The organism is Rheinheimera mesophila (assembly GCF_000986865.1).
GTDB classification, from domain to species: Bacteria; Pseudomonadota; Gammaproteobacteria; order Enterobacterales; family Alteromonadaceae; genus Pararheinheimera; species Pararheinheimera mesophila.
Window position 1 is genome coordinate 83,872 of the sequence record NZ_LAVS01000090.1, and the last position, 22,653, is coordinate 106,524.

A 22,653-nucleotide genomic window follows, 5' to 3' on the forward strand; every position below is an offset into this window, starting at 1 on the left:
AAACAACAAGGCCAGTTATCAACTGGCCTTTTTAATTATTTACCCTGAACGGCCGCTGTGATTGGCGTATCCGGTGGTGTTAGCTTTAACACCTTAATGCCCATATACGCATAGATCACCGCAAGCACCGGGTTTATCAGGTTAAAAAAGGCGTACATGGCGTAATCCAGTGGATTCACATTCAGCACACCATGCATATAAGCACCACAGGTATTCCATGGGATCAACGGACTGGTGATAGTGCCACCATCCTCTAAAGTACGGGATAAATTCACCGGCGCTAAACCACGGCGCTCATACTCTTCTTTAAACATCCGACCTGGCATGACAATCGACATATACTGATCGGCCGTTAAAATGTTAGTCGCAATACAAGTGGCTATTGTGCTGGTAATTAACGAACCTGTGCTATGGGCTTTATGCAAAATAGCTTCGACAAACTTACGCAACAAGCCTATATGCTCCAGCACAGCACCAAACATCATGGCAGAGAAAATCAGCCAGCAAGTATTCAGCATCTTCACCATACCGCCGCCGTTTAATAGTTTATCCAGCTCTGCATTTTGAGTTTCAATCACAAAGCCACCATGCAAGGTAGTCCAGACGACTTTTAATGTCGCAAGCATGCCATTTAGTTCCGGATCGGCCATTTTTGCCACCAACTGGGGCTGGAACAGCACTGCCCAGACCCCACCCAACAGCGCACCGATAAATACCGTAGGAAAAGCCGGTACTTTTTTAACAGCCATCGCCATCAATACCAGTAACGGCACTAACATCAACGGACTAATGGCAAAATGCTGTTGTAAAGCTTCACTGATCGCACGAATTTGCGAGTCATCAGCCACCGCATTGGCATTAAATCCCAGTACAGAAAAAATAATCAGCGCCAGAATCAGACTCGGAATAGTAGTCCAGGTCATATGACGGATATGGTCAAACAAATTTGAGCCAGCTACCGCTGGCGCAAGGTTGGTGGTTTCACTGACAGGTGAAATTTTATCGCCAAAATAAGCACCAGAAACAATAGCACCGGCAGTAATAGCTGGCGACATCCCCAAGCCGGCGGCCACACCAATTAACGCTACCCCTATAGTGGCGGCTGTAGTCCAGCTACTCCCTATGCTTAGGGCGACCACAGCACAAAGTAAGCAACTAGCGGCGTAAAACCAGGACGGGTCCAACAACTGTAAACCATAATAAATCAGCGAAGGTACGGTACCGGCCAGTAACCAGGTACCGATCAAAGCTCCGACAGAGAATAAAATTAACAACGCGCCCAAAGATAATGAAATACCTTTGACCATCGCCTGTTCTATCTCATTCCAGCCGTAACCATTTTTTAAACCAATAATTACAGCTACACCTGAAGCGACAAATAATGCGATCTGGTTAGCACCGTAAGAGGAATCACTGCCGTACAAGTAAACCGCTAAAGCGAGTAATACAATCAGAACCAGTAAAGGAATGCTGGCATCTAAAAAACTCGGGGTTTTGTGTGGGCGTGGTGTAGTCTGTAGTTCCATGGAGTTGTTCTCATCACGATTGGTTATCACCAATTCTGTTGTTATAGAAAGGGGTCAGAGTCAATGAACTCTATGCCAGCTCATTGACTCTGACCCCTTAGCTTGCTTTAATCCGCCCGTTTTGCCAGATGACCCAGGCTTAACAGGTCAGCCGTGATCTGTGCTGTTTCCTCCAGCAGAGGATCCAGTTTTTCCAGCACTTCAGGTAAATCGTCTAAATTTTTTACGGCTGGCAGTTTTAATCGTGCTAAACGCTCGTTGACGCGTTTTAAGTCACGCGCTGTGTTTTCTTCTTTTTTCTTCAAACGTTCCTGCTCGTTCAATGAGATCGTCTTTTCGTCTTTCTCTTTGTTGTACAGAGCAATGTCTTCCATCAGATAAGTATATTCAACTTCTTTACTGAAACGCTCCTGATGTTTTTTCTGTAGAACTGGCAATGCCTTTTTAATTTCATCAGACGCAGTGTACTGTGCTGGCGGAATACTATCCCAAGGCAAGGCGTTTTCTTCTTTACTTTCGCCCCACTCCCCAGGTTCTATCGGCGATGGAAACAAAATATCCGGGATCACGCCTTTATGCTGAGTACTGCCACCATCGATGCGGTAAAACTTGGCGATAGTAAACTGCACTGAACCTAAAGATTCTTCAAACATGTCGTATACCCGGCCCAGCCCGCGGTGTTGCTGCACTGTGCCTTTACCAAAGGTATGTTCGCCTACGATCAGAGCGCGACCATAATCCTGCATGGCGGCAGCAAAAATCTCAGAAGCCGAAGCACTGTAACGGTCTACCATCACAGTCAGCGGCCCCTCATAAAATACGCTGCCGTCCTGATCCTGACTAATGCCAATCCGGTTACCGGCTTCACGAATTTGCACTACCGGGCCTTTGTCGATAAACAAACCTGTTAACGCGACCGCTTCCGGCAATGAACCCCCGCCGTTGCCACGTAAGTCAACGATAATACCGTCCACCTTTTGCTGCTTTAAGCTGGCGATCTCTTTTTTCACATCTTCCGTCAGGTTGTTGTAAAAACTTGGGATATTGATCACGCCAATTTTTTTACCCAAGGGACTCAGTTTAGGCTCCAGCACCTCGGCTTTGGCGGCTCTGTCCTCCAGACGGATTTTATCACGCACTATCGATATCTGAGTCGGTACACCTTTGGAAGCATCGCCCCCCACTAACACCTGCAAACGTACCGTAGAGCCTTTTGGACCTTTGATCAGGTCAACGACATCATCCAGACGCCAACCCACTACATCAACAAATTCCTCATCCCCTTGTGCCACACCAATGATCTTGTCTTTGGGTTTGATCTTTTTGGTCATGTCGGCCGGACCACCGGGGACCAAACTCATAATAACGGTGAAGTCATCATCACTTTGCAGCACGGCACCAATGCCTTCCAGAGACAAATTCATTTCCTGCTGGAAACGTTCGGCATTGCGCGGCGACAAATATGATGTATGAGCTTCAATGCTACGGGCATAGGAGTTCATCACGATCTGGAAAACATCTTCGCTTTCTGTCTGTAACAAGCGTTTCTTCGCATTTTCATAACGCTTTTTCAACAGCTTAGTGGTCTCCTCCGCTGTTTTACCTGCCAGTTTCAGATTCAGTGCATCGAACTTTACTTTTTGCCGCCACAGCTCATTGAGCTGTGCTACATCCGTTGCCCATGGCGCATCTTCACGCTCAAACTCATAGCTATCTTTTTGAGTAAAATCAAAGGGTTTATCTAGTAAACTGATAGCGTAATCATAACGTTCCAAACGGCGCGTCATACTCAGATTAAACATCTGATAGGCAAAATCGAACTGGCCTTTCGCCAAACCGTTATCAAACTCGTTACGGTATTGTTCAAAACTGTCGACGTCCGATTTCAATAACACGTTACGGAAAAAATCCAGACTTTTTAAATAGCGGTCAAAAACTTTTGACGACAACTCGTCGTCAATACGCAAGCCTAAGTAATGCTCCCGGGTAAAGTAATTGGTAATGCGTTTACTGGCCGTTGCATGTTGTGGTTCCTGCGCCAGATTGGGCACAGGAGAAATCAGCGGAGCAGCAACTACACCACTGCCGACAACCAGAAAAAACGCCGCTAAGCTGGAAATTTTTTTCATTGAACACTCGTCTCTGTTAAGCCTGGAACAGCTTATCCCCTTGGGTTTTAATCACCATACCTGAGGCAAGCTGCACCACAACATCATTTTTAACTACTTCAAGTACAGTGGCAGGCACAGGTTTTAAGCCTACTTTTAACTGCACTGCACTGCCTACTTTTAATGTGGCTGTATTTAATGCAATAAGTTCAACCGCTTGCTCTTGGACCACTTTTTCTGTGATCTGAGGCTTAGAGTTCAGTCTGGCTGCTTTTGCAGCGACTGCAGACTTGTTGGGCTGCGATTTTTTGTAAGCAGGTTTGTCAGAAGGTGCAGTTTTGGACTGCTCTTTTGGCTGCTCTTTATGTTTGGCTCGTTCTGCCGCAGCTTTGGCTTTGCGCAGCTCTGCAGCCTTGGCTTTGCTTTGCTCCAAGGTTTGTGCAGCGTGGGCAGCTTGCTGCTCATCAATCAGCTCGCCAGCCTGACCATCTAAATCAACGCGGGCCACTCCCACTTTGACACCGGCCAGATAGCGCCAGCTCGAAGTGTACAGACGCAATGCGTGACGAATTTGGGTTTTGCTGATGCCATCCTCGTCAGACAAGCGCTGGGCTAAGTCCTGAAAAATTCCAATTTTCAGAGGTTTAGCTTCTCCACTTTGGCTAAAACATAAAGGAAACTTCTCGCTAAGTTCGGCGAGGATTTGTTTCACATCTTTGCCTGCAGGTTGAGCTTGAATTTGTTCAGTTGGGGTTGTCATGCAAAATTACTCTTCTTCATCCGCGGCATCGTCTAAGGTAATGCCTTCTTCTAATTGATTATTAACGTAACAGATAGCCCAGTCGACCAGTTCATCTTCATCGGCTTCCAACAGCACTAAACTACCTCGTAGCTCGTTCCAGATGGCAATAAGCAGATGATCTATCTCATCGACTGAGATATCCTCGGGCAGACGCTGCCAGACTGCGTGATAAATGGCATTGATGCGATCGGCGACTATCTCTTCTTCACCTTCCCAGTCACCCACATCGGCCACCTGGAATAAATAGTCCTGAATATTGACTAAGTCTTTCATAACGTCCGTGCCAGATGCCGCTCGAATAGCTGAACTAATTCCGCCAGGCCTTGTTGATCATCCAGATCAAAACGGGCCAAACTTGGGCTATCAATATCCAGCACCGCAATAATTTTGCCGTTATGACGCACAGGCAATACGATTTCTGAGTTACTGGCGGCATCGCAGGCGATATGGCCTGGGAACTCATGGACGTCTTTGACCAACTGAATTTCGCCAGTAGCCACTGCGGTACCACAGACGCCCTTGCCGACCGGAATACGCACACAAGCCACTTTGCCCTGGAACGGTCCCAATACTAAAACGTCATCTCTTAAAATATAAAAGCCTGACCAGTTCAGATCAGGCATTTCGTGAAAGAGCAACGCACTCAGGTTTGCCATGTTGGCAATCAGGTCTGTTTCGTCTTCGATCAGAGACTGAGCTTGCTGTTGCAGCAGCTGATAAAATTCTGATTTTTGCTCACGCATGAAATATAGGTTCTACCATAACTACGAAGGTCCCTACATTACTTGTTTTGTTACGAAATTTAAACCTCTGCCAGAAAAAGATTTAACCACTTTTGTCTAATAAACAATCAATGACTGTTCATTTCAAACTCAACTGACACTTCGGCTCTGATATCGGTCTGACCAAAGCTGACTTCAGCGCCATCTGCCATGGCTCTGGCCATCTTCATCACCGGAGCTGGCGCATAGCCTTGTTCATTGATTTTTTGTGCTGAGCCCAGGGTTAAACCGTTGGCTTTTGCCAGCAATTCCGCCTTGGTTTTGGCATGAGCAAAGGCCTGTTGCAGCGCCTTTTGGTACAACTGGTCGGACTGGCTGACTAAAAATTCAGCCTGATTCATCTGAGTCACACCCAAATCGGCGGCTTGTTGCAATACAGTGCCGTACAGAGATAAATCATTTAATGACACAGTGATATCGCGACTGACCAGATAACGCTGTGGTAATTTACGTTCCGGATCATGCTGATAGTCTGGTTGAATACGCAAAGGCGCATTGTTCAGTTGGTCGTCTTTCACTCCGAGCTTCCTTAAGGCTTGACTGAAAGCCGCCACCTGCTCATCGACTTTTTGTTTCGCATCACTGACCTTTTCAGAGGTCTGCTGAATTTGCATAGTCAGCCGTACTGCATCCGGTTTAGCCTGCATTACAGCGCTACCAGAGACGGTAACGGTTTTCAGCGCTGGCGTATCGGCTAAAGCGACAAAACTCAGGCTACAGACCAACAAGGTAACTAATTTTGCGTTCATTTTTTAATCCTGTTAAACACTAGGGTTCAGGCACAGACTACTTTGTCTGGCTGAACCTTGACTTAAAAATTAAAGCTTCAGTAGTTTATCAACAGCCGACTGAGTCAAAGGGTGATAACCAGCCCGTGCTCGCTGATACACGGCTTTCGCCCACTCTAAATGTTGTGGGTTTTGACTGAGTTGTTGATACAAAGGCACCACAAACTTACGCCGTCCTACTCTGATTAAAAACTGCTCCAATGCAGGCAGCGCTTGACTGTAGTTTTTTGCCAGCGCCACTTTAAACCAGGCTGTTGCCACTTCCGCATTTTGACTCTGGCTTAAACCAAAGCCCTGGTCCAACTGTTGTAGCTGGGCAGTGTCGACAGTAGCAGCCAATTGGCCGATAAAATGTAACCAATGGTGAATACTCCAGCTATTTGTCTGTAAATCCGTCAAAGTGCCGCTTTGTTGCCACAAAACACGCTGTTGATCGACCTGTTTAAAGGCGTCTGACTGTGGCGCAACAAAAGTACTGGCCAGCCCCGGCTGATACAGCCATTCCAATATTTCCCCCATGGAGACAATATCCGGGTCAGTCAGCAAGGTTTTACGCAGGTAACGCAAGAATTTTTCGGTATCCATACTTTGAAACGCAAAGGTCTGGAAATAGTTTTTTAAGAATGGGTCAAACACAGCACGCCCCACTCGTTGCTCTAAAAACTGCAGGAATAACATGCCTTTGACATAAGGTACCTGAGTAAAGGCCTCATCCGGATCCCGTCCTGTGTAATCGGTCACCAGTAACGTATCTTTTGCATCGAGCTGGTCCAAATCGTTTTCTAAGTCTTGTACTGACAACTGGCGCTCCAGCAATGCGCGCTCAGGCCCGAATACCTGCTCCATAATGCGGTTTTCCACATAGTTGGTGAACCCTTCGTTCAACCACAACTCGTGCCAGCTACCGTTGGTGACTAAATTGCCAGACCAGGAATGCGCCAGCTCGTGCGCTATTAAGCTGACCAGACTTTTGTCTCCGGCTATCACAGTAGGTGTAATAAAAGATAACCTTGGGTTTTCCATACCACCAAAAGGGAAACTGGCCGGTAAAATCAGTAGATCATAGCGGCCCCATGGGTAATCGCCATACATAGCACTTGCCACTTGCATCATCTGCTCTGTATCAGAGAACTCAGCCACAGCTTTATCCAGCCAGACTTTTTCGGCGTATACACCAGTACGCTCTGACATAGCCTTAAATTCCAAATCCCCTATTGCCAGCGCTATCAGATAGGATGGAATAGCCTGTGGCATCCGGAAGAAATAATCACCGTCTTTATCCACATTGGCACTGTTATCCGCGCCCATCACAGCCAGTAACTGTTTGGGAGTCTGAATACGGGCCTGAAAATTCAACCGCACCGCAGGTGTGTCTTGCAGCGGGATCCAACTGCGGGCATGAATAGACTGTGATTGGCTATACATAAAGGGGTGTTGTTTTTCGCTGGTCTGTTCTTTGGTCAGCCACTGCAAGCCGGACGCTTGTGGGCTGGTGTGGTAATACACCCGCACTTTAGGCAACTGAGATGGAAATTCAATGCGTAGCGCCTGACCATGAGTGGGCGACTTTTCGCCGAAACTGTAACTAAGCTGCAGCCATTTGCCAGCAGCAGACTGACCCATGACTTTTTTAATACTCAGATCGCGGCTATCCAGAATCAGCTCACGCACATCCGGATGATGCCAGTCCAGCTCTAACTCAACAAAACCATGGAGTTGCTGCTTATCAAAATCAGCGGTTAAATCCAGCGCCAGTGTCGGGTGACTGACCAGAGCAAAGTTGCTGAAACTATGGGGATCGGCCGCCTGCACTTTGGCAGCAAGGATAAGCAGCACCAGCAAAACAACACGCATTTTTTTCTCCGAAATCAGGACTTCATAAAATTCATAGGATTGGCAGGATAATAACAAAGTTCCTGCTGGCTCTGATGGCTAAAATGCCGGGTGTCTTTGTGTGGCAATTTCATAAAACCACCGACCCCTTCCCCGCTGATTAATGGCACTTTGGCCAGAATACTTTGCAGCAACGCAGCAAACTGCGCTTCAGCAGCAGGGTCAAGTAAACGGTAATAGTTATGTATTTTCATATACAAAGGTGTGACTTCAAAAATAATACAGCCGGTGTGACGAATTAAATTCAACGCGGCCAAATCGTCCATAATGCCGTCCGGTAAAACCAGTTGCTCGTCCGGATCTTTGCCATCTTCAAAGTAACTGTGCTGCGCACTGCGATCGTCCAGTTGGCTCTGGCCTAATTCGTATTTAAGCACAGTACCCGGCGGCACCACAAAAGGCTCAGCTATACTGTCCCGCGCTATGTGGATGGTCTGACGGGCATCAAATAAACAGGCTTTAAAAATACCGACTTTGGCGATAGAGCGAGCCAGTTGCACCACATTATTGACAGCCACAGCAAAAGCTTTTTGTAAGCTTGCGTCAAACAAATTCAGACTGGAGTCGATATAAACCCCAGTGCTTTGCCAGTGGATCGCTATCCCCCCCACCACAGGGTAACGGCCTAAACGACTCACCGCAGCCACAAAAGCTTTTTCCGTTTCGCCCATGCCTTCCAGGTAGTTTTTGTAATAACGCTCGAGCTGCACGTCGTCGATGTACTGAATACCTTCTTCATCACTGTGTTCACGCAAAAAGGATTTACGCGATGAATACACTACGGTGTCCAACTCCTGAGTTTTATCACTAAGCCAGACAGGTAAGACAGCATCAGTGCTGAGCAGCGGTAAATCAGGTGTCACCAGATGCTGTAATCGTGGCATGGCTTTTAAGAAATAATCACCAGCTTGCTGACGTAGCAGTAAATCGTCAGACAGCATACTGTCGAGCATAGTAGCAAATTCCATCGGCAAGCCCAGACTGCGTGCTGGTATCGCCTTGCGACCAAAACGACAGGACTGGCCGGACGCTAAGGCATACAAGGTACTGGCCACCCCCTGCTCATCAAAACGTGGGCTGGATAAAGCACCGGAGCGCTGCTCAGGGCCAATAAAATACACATCCCCTAAACGGGCATTGGAGGTCTGTAAATCCGACGACATCAGCTGCATCACATTGCTACCTATGTAATGGCCTTCGCTGTCGAGTTGAGCAAACACCGATGATCCCCAATCCACCAGACTGATTTGATTGGTGTTTTCGTCATAGACAATATTCGACGGTTTAATATCACCATGCACTATAGGCGCGCTTTCGCCATCTTTTTTATGCTGCCGAAGTGCCAGCAGTAAACTGGCTAACTGAGTAGCAATATCCAGCAGTAAGCGTACCGACAATCGGCCATGTGTCAGGCTGTACTGTTCCAGATCGACGCCTTTGGCGCGGCCCATCATTAAAATGCCCTGTTTTTTCACCAACTGATACGTAAAAAACGGCGGTACATTCGGATGCGCGGCCTGTGACAACATATAGCCTTCGTCGGCTAATCGTTCCTGAATATGCGGCGGTAAATTAATGCGGGAGAATTTAAACACCACGTCCTGCTGCTTTTGATCCAGGCCAGCAAAAACAAAACCATAAGCGCCTTTTCCCACCAGCTCAATCTGGCGATAGCCCAGTTTCTCCAGCTCAGAGATACAAAGCGCGACCCAGTCTTTGAGCTTTTTCGCATCATTGGCGTTAAGCAGGTACACCGACTGCTCTTCGGGGATATAGAAGTTACGAAGCTGATGTTTATCCATGCACTACCCGTCGTAATGGCCTTAAAACGAAAAACCCGGATGAGTTTCGATCATCCGGGTTTTGTAGCAAAGAACTAAGCCAATGACCAGCTATTTATCAATGGGTTAGACCATAGACAGCAGCATAGAAGATGGCTGTTCCAGATAGCTTTTCCACAAGTTAGTGAAACGGGCAATAGTGCCACCGTCTATCACACGGTGATCACCTGACCAACTGATTTGCATCAAAGAGCGGGCTTCCACTTCACCTTTGGCGTTAAAACGTGGCAACAATTGGGTTTTGCCCAAAGCGACGATCGCCACTTCCGGCTTATTGATAATAGGAGTGGCCACAGTGCCACCAATAGCGCCAATGTTAGAAATAGTGATAGTGCCACCTTTGAGTTCAGCCGGGCTGACACGACCTTCACGGGCGGCGTCAGTCAGTCTGGTCAGCTCCTGAGCAATTTGCACAATGGACTTGTTCTGACAACCTTTGATATTTGGCACCAGCAAACCTACTTTCGAGTCGACCGCTATACCAATATTGTGGTCATCAAAATAGGTCAGCTCGGTGCAGTCGCTGTTGACCTGACTATTCATAATAGGGAACTGCTTAATGGCCAGTGACATGGCTTTCATAAAAAACGGCATCAAGGTGAGTTTAATACCCTGTTTGGCGTATTGATCTTTCAACTGGCCGCGAAGTGCAATCAGCTCTGTTAAATCAATTTCTTCACAGTAAGTAAAATGCGGAATAGTCGAGACTGAATCTTGCATTTGACGCGCCATCGCCGCTTTAATGCCTTTAATCGGCTCCACCCGGCTACCGCCTGAGCTACTCACTACAGGAGCAACAACTGCATTGACTGGTGCTTTGGCTGGGGCTGTTACAGCTTTAGCATCACCATGGGCATACGCTTTGACATCCTCTTTATAGACCCGGCCTTTGTCGCCAGAACCCGGCACTAAGGACAAATCGACATTCAGCTCACGCGCCAAACGACGCACGGCCGGGCTGGCTAAGGCTTTGCCATTGCCAGCAGAAGCTGAAGTCGCGGCTCTCTGAGCACAAACCGGAGCTGCAACCTGTGTTGCAACTGCAGTCGGAGCAGTCGCTGTACTCCCCGCAATTTCCTGCTGAAACAGTGGGCTATGCACTTTAGCAATTTCACCTTTGGCGTAATGCAGCTTCACCACTTTACCTGCGTATTTAGCCGGTATTTGCACTAAAGCTTTGTCGGTCATTACATCACAAACCGGCTGGTCTTCGGCCAATACATCACCTTCTTTGATCAGCCATTCGACAATTTCACATTCAACAATACCTTCGCCTATATCAGGCAGGATAAAGTCTTCCAGTTGCTTGCCAGAGGTTACAGCGGCTTGAGTTTGAGCCGGAGCAGATGGAGTTGCAACAACAGGCGCAGCGCCCTCTGTGTCCATTTCAAACAAAGGCGCATGCACTTTGGCGATATCGCCTTTGGCGTAATACAGCTTAGTCACCACACCATCGTAGACAGCGGGAATTTGCACTAAAGCTTTGTCGGTCATCACATCACAAACCGGCTGGTCTTCAGTGATCCGATCACCTTCTTTCACCAGCCATTCGACAATTTCACACTCGACTATGCCTTCGCCAATATCCGGCAGAATAAAATCTTTTTTCATCTGGCTTTCCTTAGAAGTTCACCGAGCGTTTTATCGCTTCGTAAGTTTTCAGATGATCGGGCACATATTCTTTTTCCAGTGCCAGTGGGTACGGAATATCTAAACCACAAACCCGTTCAATTGGGCTTTCCAGATGCAGGAAGCATTTTTTCTGAATAGTGGATGCAATTTCAGCGGCAAAACCACCTGTTAATGGTGCTTCATGGTTAATCACCAAACGGCCGGTTTTCATCACCGACTCTGCCACAGTGTCGACATCCCAAGGCTGAATGCTGCGAAGGTCAATCACCTCACAGGAAATGCCATCTGCAGCGGCCATCTCAGCCGCCTTCTGGATAATTTCCATCTGCGCGCCCCAGGCTAACACAGTCACGTCTTTGCCCTGCTGCAACACTTCGGCTTTGCCCAGTGGAATTTCGTAATAGTCTTCTGACACTTCACCGACTGAGGCGCGGTATAACTTCTTCGGTTCAAAGAAAATCACCGGATCCGGGCAATTAATGGACGCCAATAACAACCCTTTAGCCTGAGCCGGGTCGCGTGGCACCACAATTTTTAAACCTGGGGTATGAGCAAAATAAGCTTCAGGTGACTGGCTGTGGTAATGACCACCGGCAATACCGCCACCATAAGGCGTGCGGAACACTAAACCACCGACGTTAAACTCATTGCCTGAACGGTAACGGAACTTGGCCGTTTCATTCACAATCTGGTCAAAGGCTGGGAAGATATAATCGGCAAACTGAATTTCAGCCACAGGTTTCATGCCCTGAGCCGCCATACCGTTGGCAAAACCAGCGATGCCTTGCTCCGTTAAAGGGGTGTTGAAACAACGAGATTTACCGTATTTTTCCTGCAGCTTGCTGGTGGCGCGGAATACACCACCAAAGTGGCCAACGTCTTCACCAAAACACACCACACCGTCATCTTTGGCCATGGCTAAATCTAAGGCGTTGTTGATCGCCTGTAACATATTCATCTTAGCCATTATTCAAATCTCCCCGCCGTCACCGGATAGGCATCCGGGTATTTTCTAATATGTGCTTTGAGTTCTTCTAATTGTTCGTTCAACAGTGGAATCGGTGTTTCGTATACATCACTCATCAGATGTTCGATACCAGGCTTGGCGACTTTTTCCGCCACTTTTAACGCATCCAGAATTTCCTGACGCAGCGCGTCCAATTTGACTTTATCCGCTTCTTCGTCCAGCCAGCCTTGTTTGACCAGCCATAAACGGAAACGGGAAATCGGATCGTTTTTACGCCATAACTCTTCTTCTTCTTTCGAGCGATAGCCTGTTGGGTCGTCTGATGAGGAGTGCGCACCTAAACGATAGGCAATAGATTCAATCAGAATTGGCTCTTCATGTTCCAGCGCATACTCACGCGCCATTTGGGTGGCTTTGTATACCGCCAGAATATCAGCCCCATCAACACGAATGGCTTTGATACCATAGCCGACACCACGACAGGCAATACCGTCGCCTTTAAACTGCTCATTGGCTGGTGTTGAAATGGCATAACCGTTATTGCGGCAGAAGAAGATCACCGGCGCTTTATGCACAGCGGCCATATTTAAACCGGCGTGGAAGTCACCTTCGGACGCTGCACCTTCACCAAAATAACAAATGGTAGTGTTTTTCAGTCCGCGTAACTTTTGCGCATACGCATAACCACTGGCCTGAGGAATTTGTGTACCCAGCGGTGATGAAATCGTCATGTAGTAAATGTCTTTGCTGCCGTAATGCACCGGCATCTGGCGACCTTTACCTAAGTCTTTTTCGTTGGAGAACAGCTGATTCATAAACTGTTCCAGACTAAAACCACGATAACGCAAAGCGCCTTGTTCACGGTACTGCGCCATAATCATGTCTTTATCGTCCAGTGCAGCAGCACTGCCGACAGTGGCCGCTTCTTCGCCTAAACACTGCATATAAAAACTGATCCGGCCCTGACGCTGAGCGGCCAGCATACGTTCGTCCAGGATGCGGATAAACTGCATGCTGTCGTACATCTTCAGGGCTGTGGTTTTATCAAGTTGAGGCGCTTCGGCACCTGGGTACAAAGAGCCGTCATCCTGCAGGATACGCAGCGTAGGAATTTGTAACGCGTGACCGCTGGTAAACTCAGCTGTGTGCACTGTAGAGATAGTTGCGTTATTGGGGTTAGTCATAGGTGTCTCTTTTGGTTGTATCCGTCAGACTGTGGCAACGATATGAACGCTTGGTGGCTTGCTGACCACTCTTTATTCGTAACTTGCGTTTCCCCGTTTGCCCTGACCATTATTTTTGTTTTACGTGCTTTATAAGTTTAGCTGTTTTCTTATTATTTTCGGCCGCAACTTTACCTTTACGTAAACTGCATTGCAACCTGATGCATAAATAAAAACAGCTGGTCTATCTTGTGAACAGAGACCAGCTGTCAGAGTTTTTGTACTGTGGAAACGAAAAAAGCAGTGGCTTAACTCACTTTGCCGGCCACAGAAACAGGTTTTACCATCAGCATAGCGCGTTGCCCTATGGCTACTTTAGGATTAGGGAAAATAATAGCTTCACCTTCCACTTCAACTTTGTACTCCACGCCTTCATCGCTGGCCAGCACAGTGCCGACCTCAAAGGTGGTAAAGTTTTCAATGTTATCAGCAAAATGCAGTTTAAAACTTTCGGTGTTTTTGTTGATAGAGCGGCGTACTTCATAAAGGTTAAAATCTGCTTCGTTAAATTCGGTTGTCTGAAGCTCGCCGCCAGAAATTAAGGCTCTGAGTGCAGATGCAGCTTCAGCAAAACGGCTCATATCGTTTTGGCCAAAAGGCCGCGCTTTACCCAGTTCAATAGTAAATCCATGCGCCTTACAGCTTTGAGCCGCAAAATAACTAAAGGTACTGGCCGGGGTTTGCATTAACAGCACTGTATTGGCACCACAGGCTTTTAAAAACTCAAACTGCTGTTTACTCCAGTCTGCGCCATGTAAAAACGGATAGACCACAAACTTCTCAAAACGTGAACCCCGAATGGCTGTATGCAAGTCATATAGTTTACGCTCACGTAAACCTTCCGGCGCCGCCTGAAAAAACTGCAGCACATAAGCTTCTAACTTTTTTGCCCGTTCCCGCTCTGCGCTGGTTACACCAGGTTCTTTGCTGTGATAGCCGGAAAACAGGCGGTTTAAGTTATCCTGAATTTCCCGCACACCAGCATTGATGGCTGGCGGATTACCAAATAAAAACAGCACCCGCTCAGTCAGCAGCAAGGTGCCGGTCAATACGTCGTTTAACAGCTCTGAACACAACTCAACTGGAGCTGTTTCGTTACCATGGACCCCGCTGCTCAGCACTATATCCTGCTCGCCACACTGCTGAGGTTGGCAATAAATCACTCCTGTATCCCAGATTTCGATCTCTGTGCCGTTTGGAAGTGAGTAGCTGGCGAAAGGTAAAAAATCGGGGTTGGCTAAGCTGAGTTTTAAAAAATCAGGGGTCTGCTGCAATTGCTGCAACAACTCTTCAGGCTTCATAGATGCTCCATAGCTAGCGCTTTAACGCTTTTTTAAGTTGGCCCATTCTAGCTCGCCCTCGGACACACACCAAGCTGCTTTTGCTCGCAAATGCAGCTTGGTGCTGCTCTACCCGTTACAACCCGTTACAGACCACAACTGGCGCCATAAATCGACTGGGCCCACTGTGGGTTATCAATAAAGGGATTGCGGTTTTGTTGCCATTCATAAATGCGATTATTGCGACGACTTTCAAAACTATCCACCGGGTCCTGGATATGCCATTGCAGCAGCACACAAAGTTTACCCATTTCAGGCGCTGTGCTGCCGGTCGGCGCAACATTGCGTAAAATCAGGTTCGGCGTGCCGGTTTCATCGCCACCTTCGTAGCGTACATCCATATAAAACATCATCCGGGCCACGTCACCTTTGACCGCATTACGAGGCTCAAAGCTGTCGCTGTCGGTTTTATTTTCAGGCGCTTCAGCCAGCGGCGTGCCACCTAAATCAAAGTCTTTATTGCCCCGGCTGGAGTTAATCGACACATCAGCCGGCCGCAGATGATGAATATCTGTATAAGCATATTGGCTTTCACTGGGAAAGCCATGGCTTTTCGCCCAGACGTGCTCACGGTTCCAGGCATCCAGCGAATTGGTTTGGCCTGCACGAAAGGTCTTGGCTTCGGAGCGGCCTGCATACAGCAAAATCACGTTGTTGCTATTCGCTGGGTCTTCATCAGTGTATGACAGGGCATCCCACACCTGACTGTAAGTTAAACGCACATGGCCGCGTAAAATACTGTTCAGTGCGGATTTAAGCTCGCTACCGGATTTCCCTACTGCAGCAGCGTAATAAGTGGGCAGATTCACAACTGGGGTAGTACCACCGCCAGTATCGCCACCACCGCTGCAGCTTGCAGTAAAGACACCAGTACCCGGATTGCCAGAATTGCCAGACACCACCCAGTCAGACACCAGATTGCTGTCGGTGGTTTTGTTGCGGCTAATGGATTTATCGACAGCATTGATGGACCAACCCGACAAGCCATTTTCCCAACCGACAGCATCGACTTCTGTGCTGCCGTTTTTCAGTTTAACGTAATCGCCACTGTTGCCAAACGCCAGAGTTAAACCAGCAAGTTGTGCGGTTTTGCCATACAAACTTTGCAGAGCTGCGCTGTTTTTTGCCACCAGAAAATAACTGCGTGGCGCTACAGTACCAGACAAATTAAAACTGCCGCCGTTGTCCTGCAGGCTATAGCCTTGCAGATTAACAGCAGTACAGCCGTTGTTGTACAGTTCAACGAACTCTTCGGTGTTGTCATTGTTTGGTGCATCGTACAGCACTTCGGTGATCAGCAAATCAGCAAAAACTGAACTACTGCATAATGCGGCCGCGAAGAGCGATATAGTTGTGATGTGTTTCATTATAAATCCTGTAAGTTCTTGTTATGGTATAAGGATTTGCGTCCTGCGCCCCCATTGAACCCCTGGTTCTCCACCAGAGAAAAACAAGACTAGCTCAGATTTATGACAAACCGCTTAAACAATAAACATTTTATTTACTTTTATTGGACTCACGCTATGCCCACATCACCAGTACCGCTGCAACAGCAATTAAAGTCAGCCCCAATAAATCCTGACGTTTGAGTTTCTCTTTGAGTACCAGCACGGAGATCAGTAAGGTAAATAACACTTCCACCTGCCCCAGCGTTTTGACATAGGCCACAGCCTGCAAGCTCATTGCAGTAAACCAACCTAAAGATCCGAGGCAACTGGTCAAACTGGTGGCGAAGGTCAACTGTGGCCTTTGCCATAAAGCCACTAAGGTTGTTTTATCCTTCAGCGCCAGATAAACCAGTAAAACAACAGTTTGAGTCGTAATCACAAAAAACAATACCCAGGCAGCCGCTGGTAAAAATGGCAAGCCTAAAGTAAGACTAGCCTCACGCACCCACAAAGATGTCAACGCAAAAGCCAAACCACTGCCCAAACCTAACGCCAGAGTTTTAGCCGACAAAGACTGAACACTGGTTGCTCCTGTTAATAAAAATACAGCGACAGCTCCGATAAAAACCCCAATCCAGCCTAAGGGGCTGATATAAGTACCAAAAAATAACACTCCGACAACCGCCGCCAGAATAGCCTCACTTTTGGCAAGCCCTACCCCTATCGCATAGTTTTTAAGCCTGAACAGCAGCACCATCAATGCAGTGGCCAGAATTTGCATGGCTGATGCGGCAAGCACATAACAGATAAACCAGAAACTGAACTCTGGTATTGCATAGTCGTGCCACTGATACAGCGCCAGTAAATACAACAGAGCAAGAGGTCCGGCATAGATAAATCGCGCCAGCGTAACCCCCATCACCGGGACATCTGTACTTAATTTTTTTTGTAATGCATTACGAATAGCCTGCATAGATGCAGCCAACAAGGTAAAAGGGATCCATAAAGACATGCAGACATCCATCAATAATCAGAAGATTGCATCATGCAGCGGCGTGTAAAACCACGCAATCAGAAAATGCATTTTCACCGCTTGCTTAATCAAAGGTATCAGCGCCACTGCAGACCCTGTGTTACAAACCCGGCCTGTCGCTCATTCGGTTAGTTTTGGTCGAAGGTTACCATAGAAACTGTAACCAACTCAGGCAGCGATTCAGTCGGATTGTTAATCCACAGAGGGAAAAAACTGCAGCGGAAGCTGCTGTATGTCGTCAACCACCCACTGTGCCTCGATACAATCTGTCAAGTGCTCAGCGATAAACTGGATCAGTCGCCGGGCCGGAGCACTTAACCTTTTATCTTTACGCGCGACCAGATACCAGTGGCTGGTTAAAGGAAATCCTTTGACTTTCAACACACTAAATTGCTCAGACTGTTGATCTAAAGTGTAGGTTGACAACACCGCCAAGCCTAGCCCACTGGCCACGCTCAAACGAATAGCTTCATTGCTTTCGATTTGCATCGTCTTTGACAGTTCGACGCCCTGACTGCTCAGCCAGGATTCGAACTGCATCCGTGTAGCAGAGCCTGGCTCGCGCATTAAAAAACGCTCATTTTTTAAGGCAGCAAAATCAAGCTCGCCCCCCTCTGCACAATAGCGGGAGGCCCAGTGCCCGGCTGGCGCTATCAGTTGTAACGGGTTTCTGATAATGCGACAAGCCTGCACCAGTTCACCGCTCGGTGGCTGACTAAACAGATACAAATCATCATCCTGATGGCCGAAGCGGTTCAGAATATGAGCTCTGTTGCCGACATTTAAGGTCACGGCAATTTTTGGATTCGCTTTGTCAAAGGCTCCAAGAATGGTTGGCATCACATACTTGGCAGTGGTCACTATACCTAAACTCAAGGTACCACTGCGTCCGCCTTTGGCCTCTTCTAACAACACAGAAAAGTCATCAAACCGACTGAGCACATCAGACGCCGCCTGAAACAATGCATCGCCTATATAGGTGGTATGCACTTTCCCCTCACGGTATTCAAGCAAAGGTTGCCCTACCTCATCGGCTAATTTTTTTAACTGCAAAGACACTGTAGGTTGGGTTAAATGCAGCAGCCTCGCCGCCGCAGAGACGGAAGCCAGCCGCACCACCTGTACGTATACCTGTAATAATCTGAAACTTAAATGCCGAACATCCATAGATAATCATCAATATCAAATTGGCAAACAATTAATTATCCAATATACCCAAAGACAGGCACAATCGCCAGCCAATAACAGCTACGGAGTGAAGTGATGCCTGATATTGTGATTGCGTTTTTTGCCTTTGGCCTGCTGGCAGGTTTATTGAAGTCAGATCTGAAGGTTCCTCAGTCTATCTATGAAACCTTGTCTATCCTACTGATGCTGGTATTGGGCCTCAAAGGTGGATTGGCTTTGCATGGTCAGGCTCACAGCGGTATGGTGCCGGATCTTTTGGCTGTAGCCGCTTTAGGTTTGATCATTCCGCTGCTGGCTTATCCTGCGCTGCGTTACCTGGTGAAACTAACCAACTCCGATTCCGTCAGTATCGCCGCTCATTATGGCTCAGTCAGTGCCGGTACTTTTGCGGTCGTGTTGGCTTATGCAGAAAAATCAGGCCTGCCCCTGCTGCCGGAAACCACCCTCTATCTGGTGATGCTGGAACTGCCCGCCATCGTCATTATGCTGGGGTTGTACGGTGCGCTTAAAGGTCAGGGCAACCAGGCACATATCTGGCGGGAGGCATTAACCAGCCGGGGCGTACTGTTGCTGGGTGGTGGTGTTCTGATCGGTTATCTCTATGGACCTGAAGGGCTGGAACCATTGGCTCCCGCTCTGATTGGTGGTTTTAAAACCATGCTGGCACTGTTTTTGTTAGAAATGGGGCTATGTACAGCGAAAGTTTGTAACCCGCTGCCCTTGCAACACTGGCGTTTAATGCTGTTTGCCGCCTTAGCTCCTTTTGCTTTGGGTGCGTTAGGTTTAGCTTTTGGACTAATGCTGGATTTACCGCAGGGTTCATTACTGGTCCTGACCACCTTAGCCGCCAGTGCGTCTTATATCGCAGCCCCAGCGGCAGTGAGGGCCAGTATTCCGGATGCTAATATAGGTCTGGCCATGTTGGCCTCTTTAGGTATCACTTTCCCGGTGAACGTCCTGTTGGCTATTCCCGTCTATCAACATTGGGTAGAGCTTACGCTTGGAAACTAAGCAGAAAACAGGCAAAGCGAACAAAAAAAACGCAGTCAAACCCAGAAGCATTGCATTTATAACGCAAAGCAGTAGTATAAGGCCCAACGTCGGTACGTAGCGCAGCTTGGTAGCGCACTGTCATGGGGTGTCAGGGGTCGGAGGTTCAAATCCTCTCGTACCGACCATTTAAAAACCTGTTTTATAACAGGTTTTTTTATTTCTAAAACTGCACAAATTTTTTGCGCCCCAAATCCGCCCCAATTGCGCCCCAATATACAGTTATCCAAGATCAACTCTGATCCTGCTCGTTATAGTAACAATACTGATTTTGCACCGGGCTCCATTCATACGTCATACCAGCTTCAGCTATCCGCTTAGGTATATCCTTTTCGTAGTAGGTAAACGGCAAAGGTCTTAAACTATCGTGACTTGTTGCCGACCAGGCTAAAAAGCACATGCGTGGGTTAGATCTTGATCGCTGAAATACCACACACTGAACTTCCCTGTTATCTTTGATCAGTACTAGCTTTCGGGTTTGAACTGAAATATACCAAGGCATAAATTAACACCACTGTATTTAAATACAGTTATTATTGGATTAAGTTAGGGTTTTGACAAGCTGGGTAGGTGTACAAGTGTGTGGAAGATTGAACGTCATTGATTGTCCAGAGGTGATCGACCTATGTGGCCAGCTTGGTATTAATCTGCAGGACCAGGCAATGCCACTCCGCACCAGTCGTTTTATCCGGGCAACAAACAAAATCAGTATCGTAATTGAGCAAAAAGGAGAGCGGCGTTTACAGGATGCGATCTGGTGGCTGCTACTTGAACAAGCTGAACACGGATTCAAACCCAGCCAGTACACTTCATTTAACACCAGGTACGACAAGCTCAATGTGAAAGGCAGCGCTGGTTATGCGGCATATCGGACTCAGCGCTGCATTATTCCAGTGGCTGGTTTTGGTGAAACTGAAGTTGTTGATGGCAAGAACCAATACACAGATTTTGTTGGTCAGCAAGCTTTAGGCCTCGGGGGCCTCTACCGGACCTGGTTAAACAAAGAGACAGGAGAACTGACCTACTCTTGCTCTGTGATCACACTTCCGCCCCACCCTAAACTTATAACTTACCACAGTAAGGCGAGTCCCTTGATCTTAGAACCTGCAGTGTTCAATTCATGGCTATCTGACGATCAAAATGTAAGTCAGTTTGAGTGTTTGATGCGACCTAACATACCAGTGAACTTAAAAGCAATTGCTATTGATAAACCGAGCAGTTTTAATGTTTTGAGCGATATTAAACAAATAATTGCTGATTAAGGCGCTGGATGCTCAGGCCATACAACTTGTTCAGGAAATCCAGCTTGCTCCGGAATATCCGCTAAAGCCGTAGCGTACTGATCAATTTGTTCTATCGATAATGTGTGTGGCAACCCGAGCCTGGTTTCACGCTCATAACGTTGGTACCAGTTCACAACATCAAGCATTTTACGGTCACGCTCAGTCCGGCATTGAGCACATAAGCTATCTAATCGCTCTTGCTCTTTTTGTTCAGCAGTTTTCAGCGCATGCCACTTAATTCCCATCTTCTGAAACCTCCGGAACTGACTTAAAAACTATAGGGTTTGGACAATTGCCCTGGGCGACAATAAAGGTGTAGTCCTCAATATTCTGTGATTGCGCTGGTTCAGCCAAAATTGAGTTGTATTTGAACTCTATGCTGACCTCGACCTGATTGTTTTCACGTTTAATTGAACCGACAAATGGCGATTCTGCCTCAACTTCAGCACCTTCAGGCAGTTGACTTAAATCGTAAGTTTGTCCTCTGTAATTCAAAATGTCGCCATCTACTGTTGGCGGTGTGTCAGCTTGTTCGTTTGGTAAAGCTGCAATTGGGTTTAGTATAATTTTCATGATAATTCCTTAATACCAGCGGCCAATAGCGATTGCTGTCCAAAAAGCGTCCGTTGTTACTGCATTTGCTGACCAAATTAGTGGATAAAAAGACGACGGGCTAATCACATTTGAAGCCATCATTAAATGGTTTGTCGTAAGGCTGGTAATATGCACCGTTGGAGCTGAAACAAATGAGGATGGATATGTCCATGTGCCCGCTGTATTGCCACTATTCCTGAAACCACCAGCCGAGCTCACGTTTAGAACAACTCCTGTTCTAGTGACTGAACCAATCCAACATATTTGTGTACCATCAGCAAACCTTACAAATTCCCCGTTAGCGTTGCTACCACGTTCTACAATGGCACCTGTTGGAACGCCAGCAGACTGCGACACTGCACCTAAGATAGTGGCTTGAGTGAATACTAAGCGCCAAGGTTGCGCTGCACCATTAAAGATAAAACGCTGGTGAACAACGCCTGATCCTCGAGCAGTATAAACTTGTCTCGCATACCCTGAATTCTCGGAAATTACCTCCAAATAACCGTTTTCTGCTGCCGGGCGATTTGTACAGTTAACACAATAATAAAAGCCATTAGCGACTATTGTATTTAAATCAACGCTATTTAAAGCAACAGACTTACCTAAACCAAAATCACCAACCTGCAAAAGTCTGCCAGCTGTTGTGTCAGTTCGACTCTCTGTTACATTTTTCGACGCCGCATTCCCCAGTCCTTCATAGAAGGACCTCCACTGACTTAAATACTGGTCATAGTAGATAAGCTCTCCAACTGCATAAGCTCTACTCTCTATGGTCCCTGCGACACTAATTCGATAGATATGACTCCCTAACCCGCTACCTGGTGCCTCCGGGAAATTGCCTGTTGCTGCGCTGTGGTCTCCCATATAGCTGATATTTCCGCTAAGTGCTGCTTCACTTGCCTGCACCACTTCACGCGCCCGCCGAATAGCTTCTGCCAACCCTTCAATCGTATTAAAGGCTATTAATTTGGCTGTAGTTGTAGGATCGGCCCAATTGTCACGTAGGGTAATAGTACTGTTGCCGCTGCCATCCGGCTTAGTGCCGCTGACAGCCTCTACTACCTGCCTGGTACCTAACGCAATCGCGGTGCCGCTGTAAATGTAGGAGCAATCAATATTGCCAGTTACGGTTATGGTTTTTGATCCATTGGTCGCGGTAGCGCTTGGGCTGACCAAGAACTTAATTGGCTGAATGGCCATGGATTACCTCAG

Annotated in this window: 20 protein-coding genes and 1 tRNA gene; 3 read left to right on the plus strand and 18 right to left on the minus strand. The window is 47.4% G+C overall.

Features of this window, described 5'->3' with window-relative positions:
* Positions 1-35: 35 nt before the first annotated feature.
* From nhaC to SD53_RS15625, 15 genes are all read right to left on the minus strand, one after another.
* Positions 36-1,526 carry a Na+/H+ antiporter NhaC gene (nhaC, locus tag SD53_RS15555; protein ID WP_046521104.1) on the minus strand — a complete coding sequence of 497 codons (1,491 nt, stop codon included), beginning with the start codon at positions 1,524-1,526 and terminating at the stop codon, positions 36-38.
* Positions 1,527-1,633: 107 nt separating this feature from the next.
* Positions 1,634-3,655 (minus strand): carboxy terminal-processing peptidase, encoded by a 2,022-nt coding sequence (prc, locus tag SD53_RS15560; RefSeq protein WP_046521105.1) that lies wholly within the window; start codon positions 3,653-3,655, stop codon positions 1,634-1,636.
* A 16-nt stretch (positions 3,656-3,671) separates the two neighbouring features.
* Positions 3,672-4,394 (minus strand): RNA chaperone ProQ, encoded by a 723-nt coding sequence (gene proQ, locus SD53_RS15565; RefSeq protein WP_046521106.1) that lies wholly within the window; start codon positions 4,392-4,394, stop codon positions 3,672-3,674.
* Between the two features lie 6 nt (positions 4,395-4,400).
* Positions 4,401-4,709 (minus strand): hypothetical protein, encoded by a 309-nt coding sequence (locus SD53_RS15570; protein WP_046521107.1) that lies wholly within the window; start codon positions 4,707-4,709, stop codon positions 4,401-4,403.
* Positions 4,706-5,179, minus strand: coding sequence for a GAF domain-containing protein (locus SD53_RS15575; protein WP_046521108.1), 474 nt, complete (start codon positions 5,177-5,179; stop codon positions 4,706-4,708). Before SD53_RS15575 ends, SD53_RS15570 begins: the two co-directional genes overlap by 4 nt.
* Before the next feature lie 107 nt (positions 5,180-5,286).
* Entirely contained in the window at positions 5,287-5,967 is a 681-nt protein-coding gene (locus SD53_RS15580) for an SIMPL domain-containing protein (RefSeq protein ID WP_046521109.1), read from the minus strand.
* A gap of 69 nt (positions 5,968-6,036) precedes the next feature.
* Positions 6,037-7,860 (minus strand): M1 family metallopeptidase, encoded by a 1,824-nt coding sequence (locus tag SD53_RS15585; RefSeq protein WP_046521202.1) that lies wholly within the window; start codon positions 7,858-7,860, stop codon positions 6,037-6,039.
* Between the two features lie 14 nt (positions 7,861-7,874).
* A complete protein-coding gene (locus SD53_RS15590) occupies positions 7,875-9,701 on the minus strand; it encodes a protein kinase domain-containing protein (RefSeq protein ID WP_046521110.1) in 1,827 nt (608 codons plus the stop codon).
* A gap of 105 nt (positions 9,702-9,806) precedes the next feature.
* Entirely contained in the window at positions 9,807-11,351 is a 1,545-nt protein-coding gene (locus tag SD53_RS15595) for a dihydrolipoyllysine-residue acetyltransferase (RefSeq protein ID WP_046521111.1), read from the minus strand.
* A 10-nt stretch (positions 11,352-11,361) separates the two neighbouring features.
* Positions 11,362-12,339, minus strand: a complete 978-nt coding sequence (locus tag SD53_RS15600) for an alpha-ketoacid dehydrogenase subunit beta (protein WP_046521112.1) — start codon at positions 12,337-12,339, stop codon at positions 11,362-11,364.
* On the minus strand, positions 12,339-13,523 hold the full coding sequence (locus SD53_RS15605; RefSeq protein ID WP_046521113.1) for a thiamine pyrophosphate-dependent dehydrogenase E1 component subunit alpha: 1,185 nt from the start codon (positions 13,521-13,523) through the stop codon (positions 12,339-12,341). The genes SD53_RS15600 and SD53_RS15605 overlap by 1 nt, the downstream gene beginning before the upstream one ends.
* Positions 13,524-13,810: 287 nt before the next feature.
* Positions 13,811-14,863, minus strand: coding sequence for a succinylglutamate desuccinylase (gene astE / locus SD53_RS15610; RefSeq protein WP_046521114.1), 1,053 nt, complete (start codon positions 14,861-14,863; stop codon positions 13,811-13,813).
* A gap of 125 nt (positions 14,864-14,988) precedes the next feature.
* Positions 14,989-16,269, minus strand: a complete 1,281-nt coding sequence (locus tag SD53_RS15615) for an endonuclease (RefSeq protein ID WP_046521115.1) — start codon at positions 16,267-16,269, stop codon at positions 14,989-14,991.
* Positions 16,270-16,423: 154 nt separating this feature from the next.
* Positions 16,424-17,302 (minus strand): EamA family transporter, encoded by an 879-nt coding sequence (locus SD53_RS15620; RefSeq protein WP_046521116.1) that lies wholly within the window; start codon positions 17,300-17,302, stop codon positions 16,424-16,426.
* Between the two features lie 213 nt (positions 17,303-17,515).
* Positions 17,516-18,490, minus strand: a complete 975-nt coding sequence (locus tag SD53_RS15625; protein ID WP_046521117.1) for a LysR family transcriptional regulator — start codon at positions 18,488-18,490, stop codon at positions 17,516-17,518.
* A gap of 96 nt (positions 18,491-18,586) precedes the next feature.
* On the opposite strand from SD53_RS15625, the gene SD53_RS15630 reads away from it, so the two are divergent.
* From SD53_RS15630 to SD53_RS15640, 3 genes are all read left to right on the plus strand, one after another.
* Positions 18,587-19,522, plus strand: coding sequence for a sodium-dependent bicarbonate transport family permease (locus tag SD53_RS15630; RefSeq protein ID WP_046521118.1), 936 nt, complete (start codon positions 18,587-18,589; stop codon positions 19,520-19,522).
* A gap of 90 nt (positions 19,523-19,612) precedes the next feature.
* Positions 19,613-19,689 (plus strand) — tRNA-Pro (locus tag SD53_RS15635).
* 462 nt (positions 19,690-20,151) lie between these two features.
* A complete protein-coding gene (locus tag SD53_RS15640; RefSeq protein WP_241481829.1) occupies positions 20,152-20,823 on the plus strand; it encodes an SOS response-associated peptidase family protein in 672 nt (223 codons plus the stop codon).
* Here the strand turns inward: SD53_RS15640 and SD53_RS15645 are convergent.
* From SD53_RS15645 to SD53_RS18745, 3 genes are read right to left on the minus strand one after another with little or no spacing between them, the layout of a single operon-like run.
* Complete coding sequence (locus SD53_RS15645) at positions 20,820-21,089, minus strand: phage tail assembly chaperone (RefSeq protein ID WP_046521120.1); 270 nt, start codon at positions 21,087-21,089, stop codon at positions 20,820-20,822. The two genes, SD53_RS15640 and SD53_RS15645, sit on opposite strands and share 4 nt — an antisense overlap.
* On the minus strand, positions 21,079-21,417 hold the full coding sequence (locus SD53_RS15650) for a hypothetical protein (protein WP_046521121.1): 339 nt from the start codon (positions 21,415-21,417) through the stop codon (positions 21,079-21,081). The genes SD53_RS15645 and SD53_RS15650 overlap by 11 nt, the downstream gene beginning before the upstream one ends.
* A 9-nt stretch (positions 21,418-21,426) precedes the next feature.
* Positions 21,427-22,641 (minus strand): pyocin knob domain-containing protein, encoded by a 1,215-nt coding sequence (locus tag SD53_RS18745; protein ID WP_052749419.1) that lies wholly within the window; start codon positions 22,639-22,641, stop codon positions 21,427-21,429.
* Positions 22,642-22,653 lie beyond the last annotated feature (12 nt).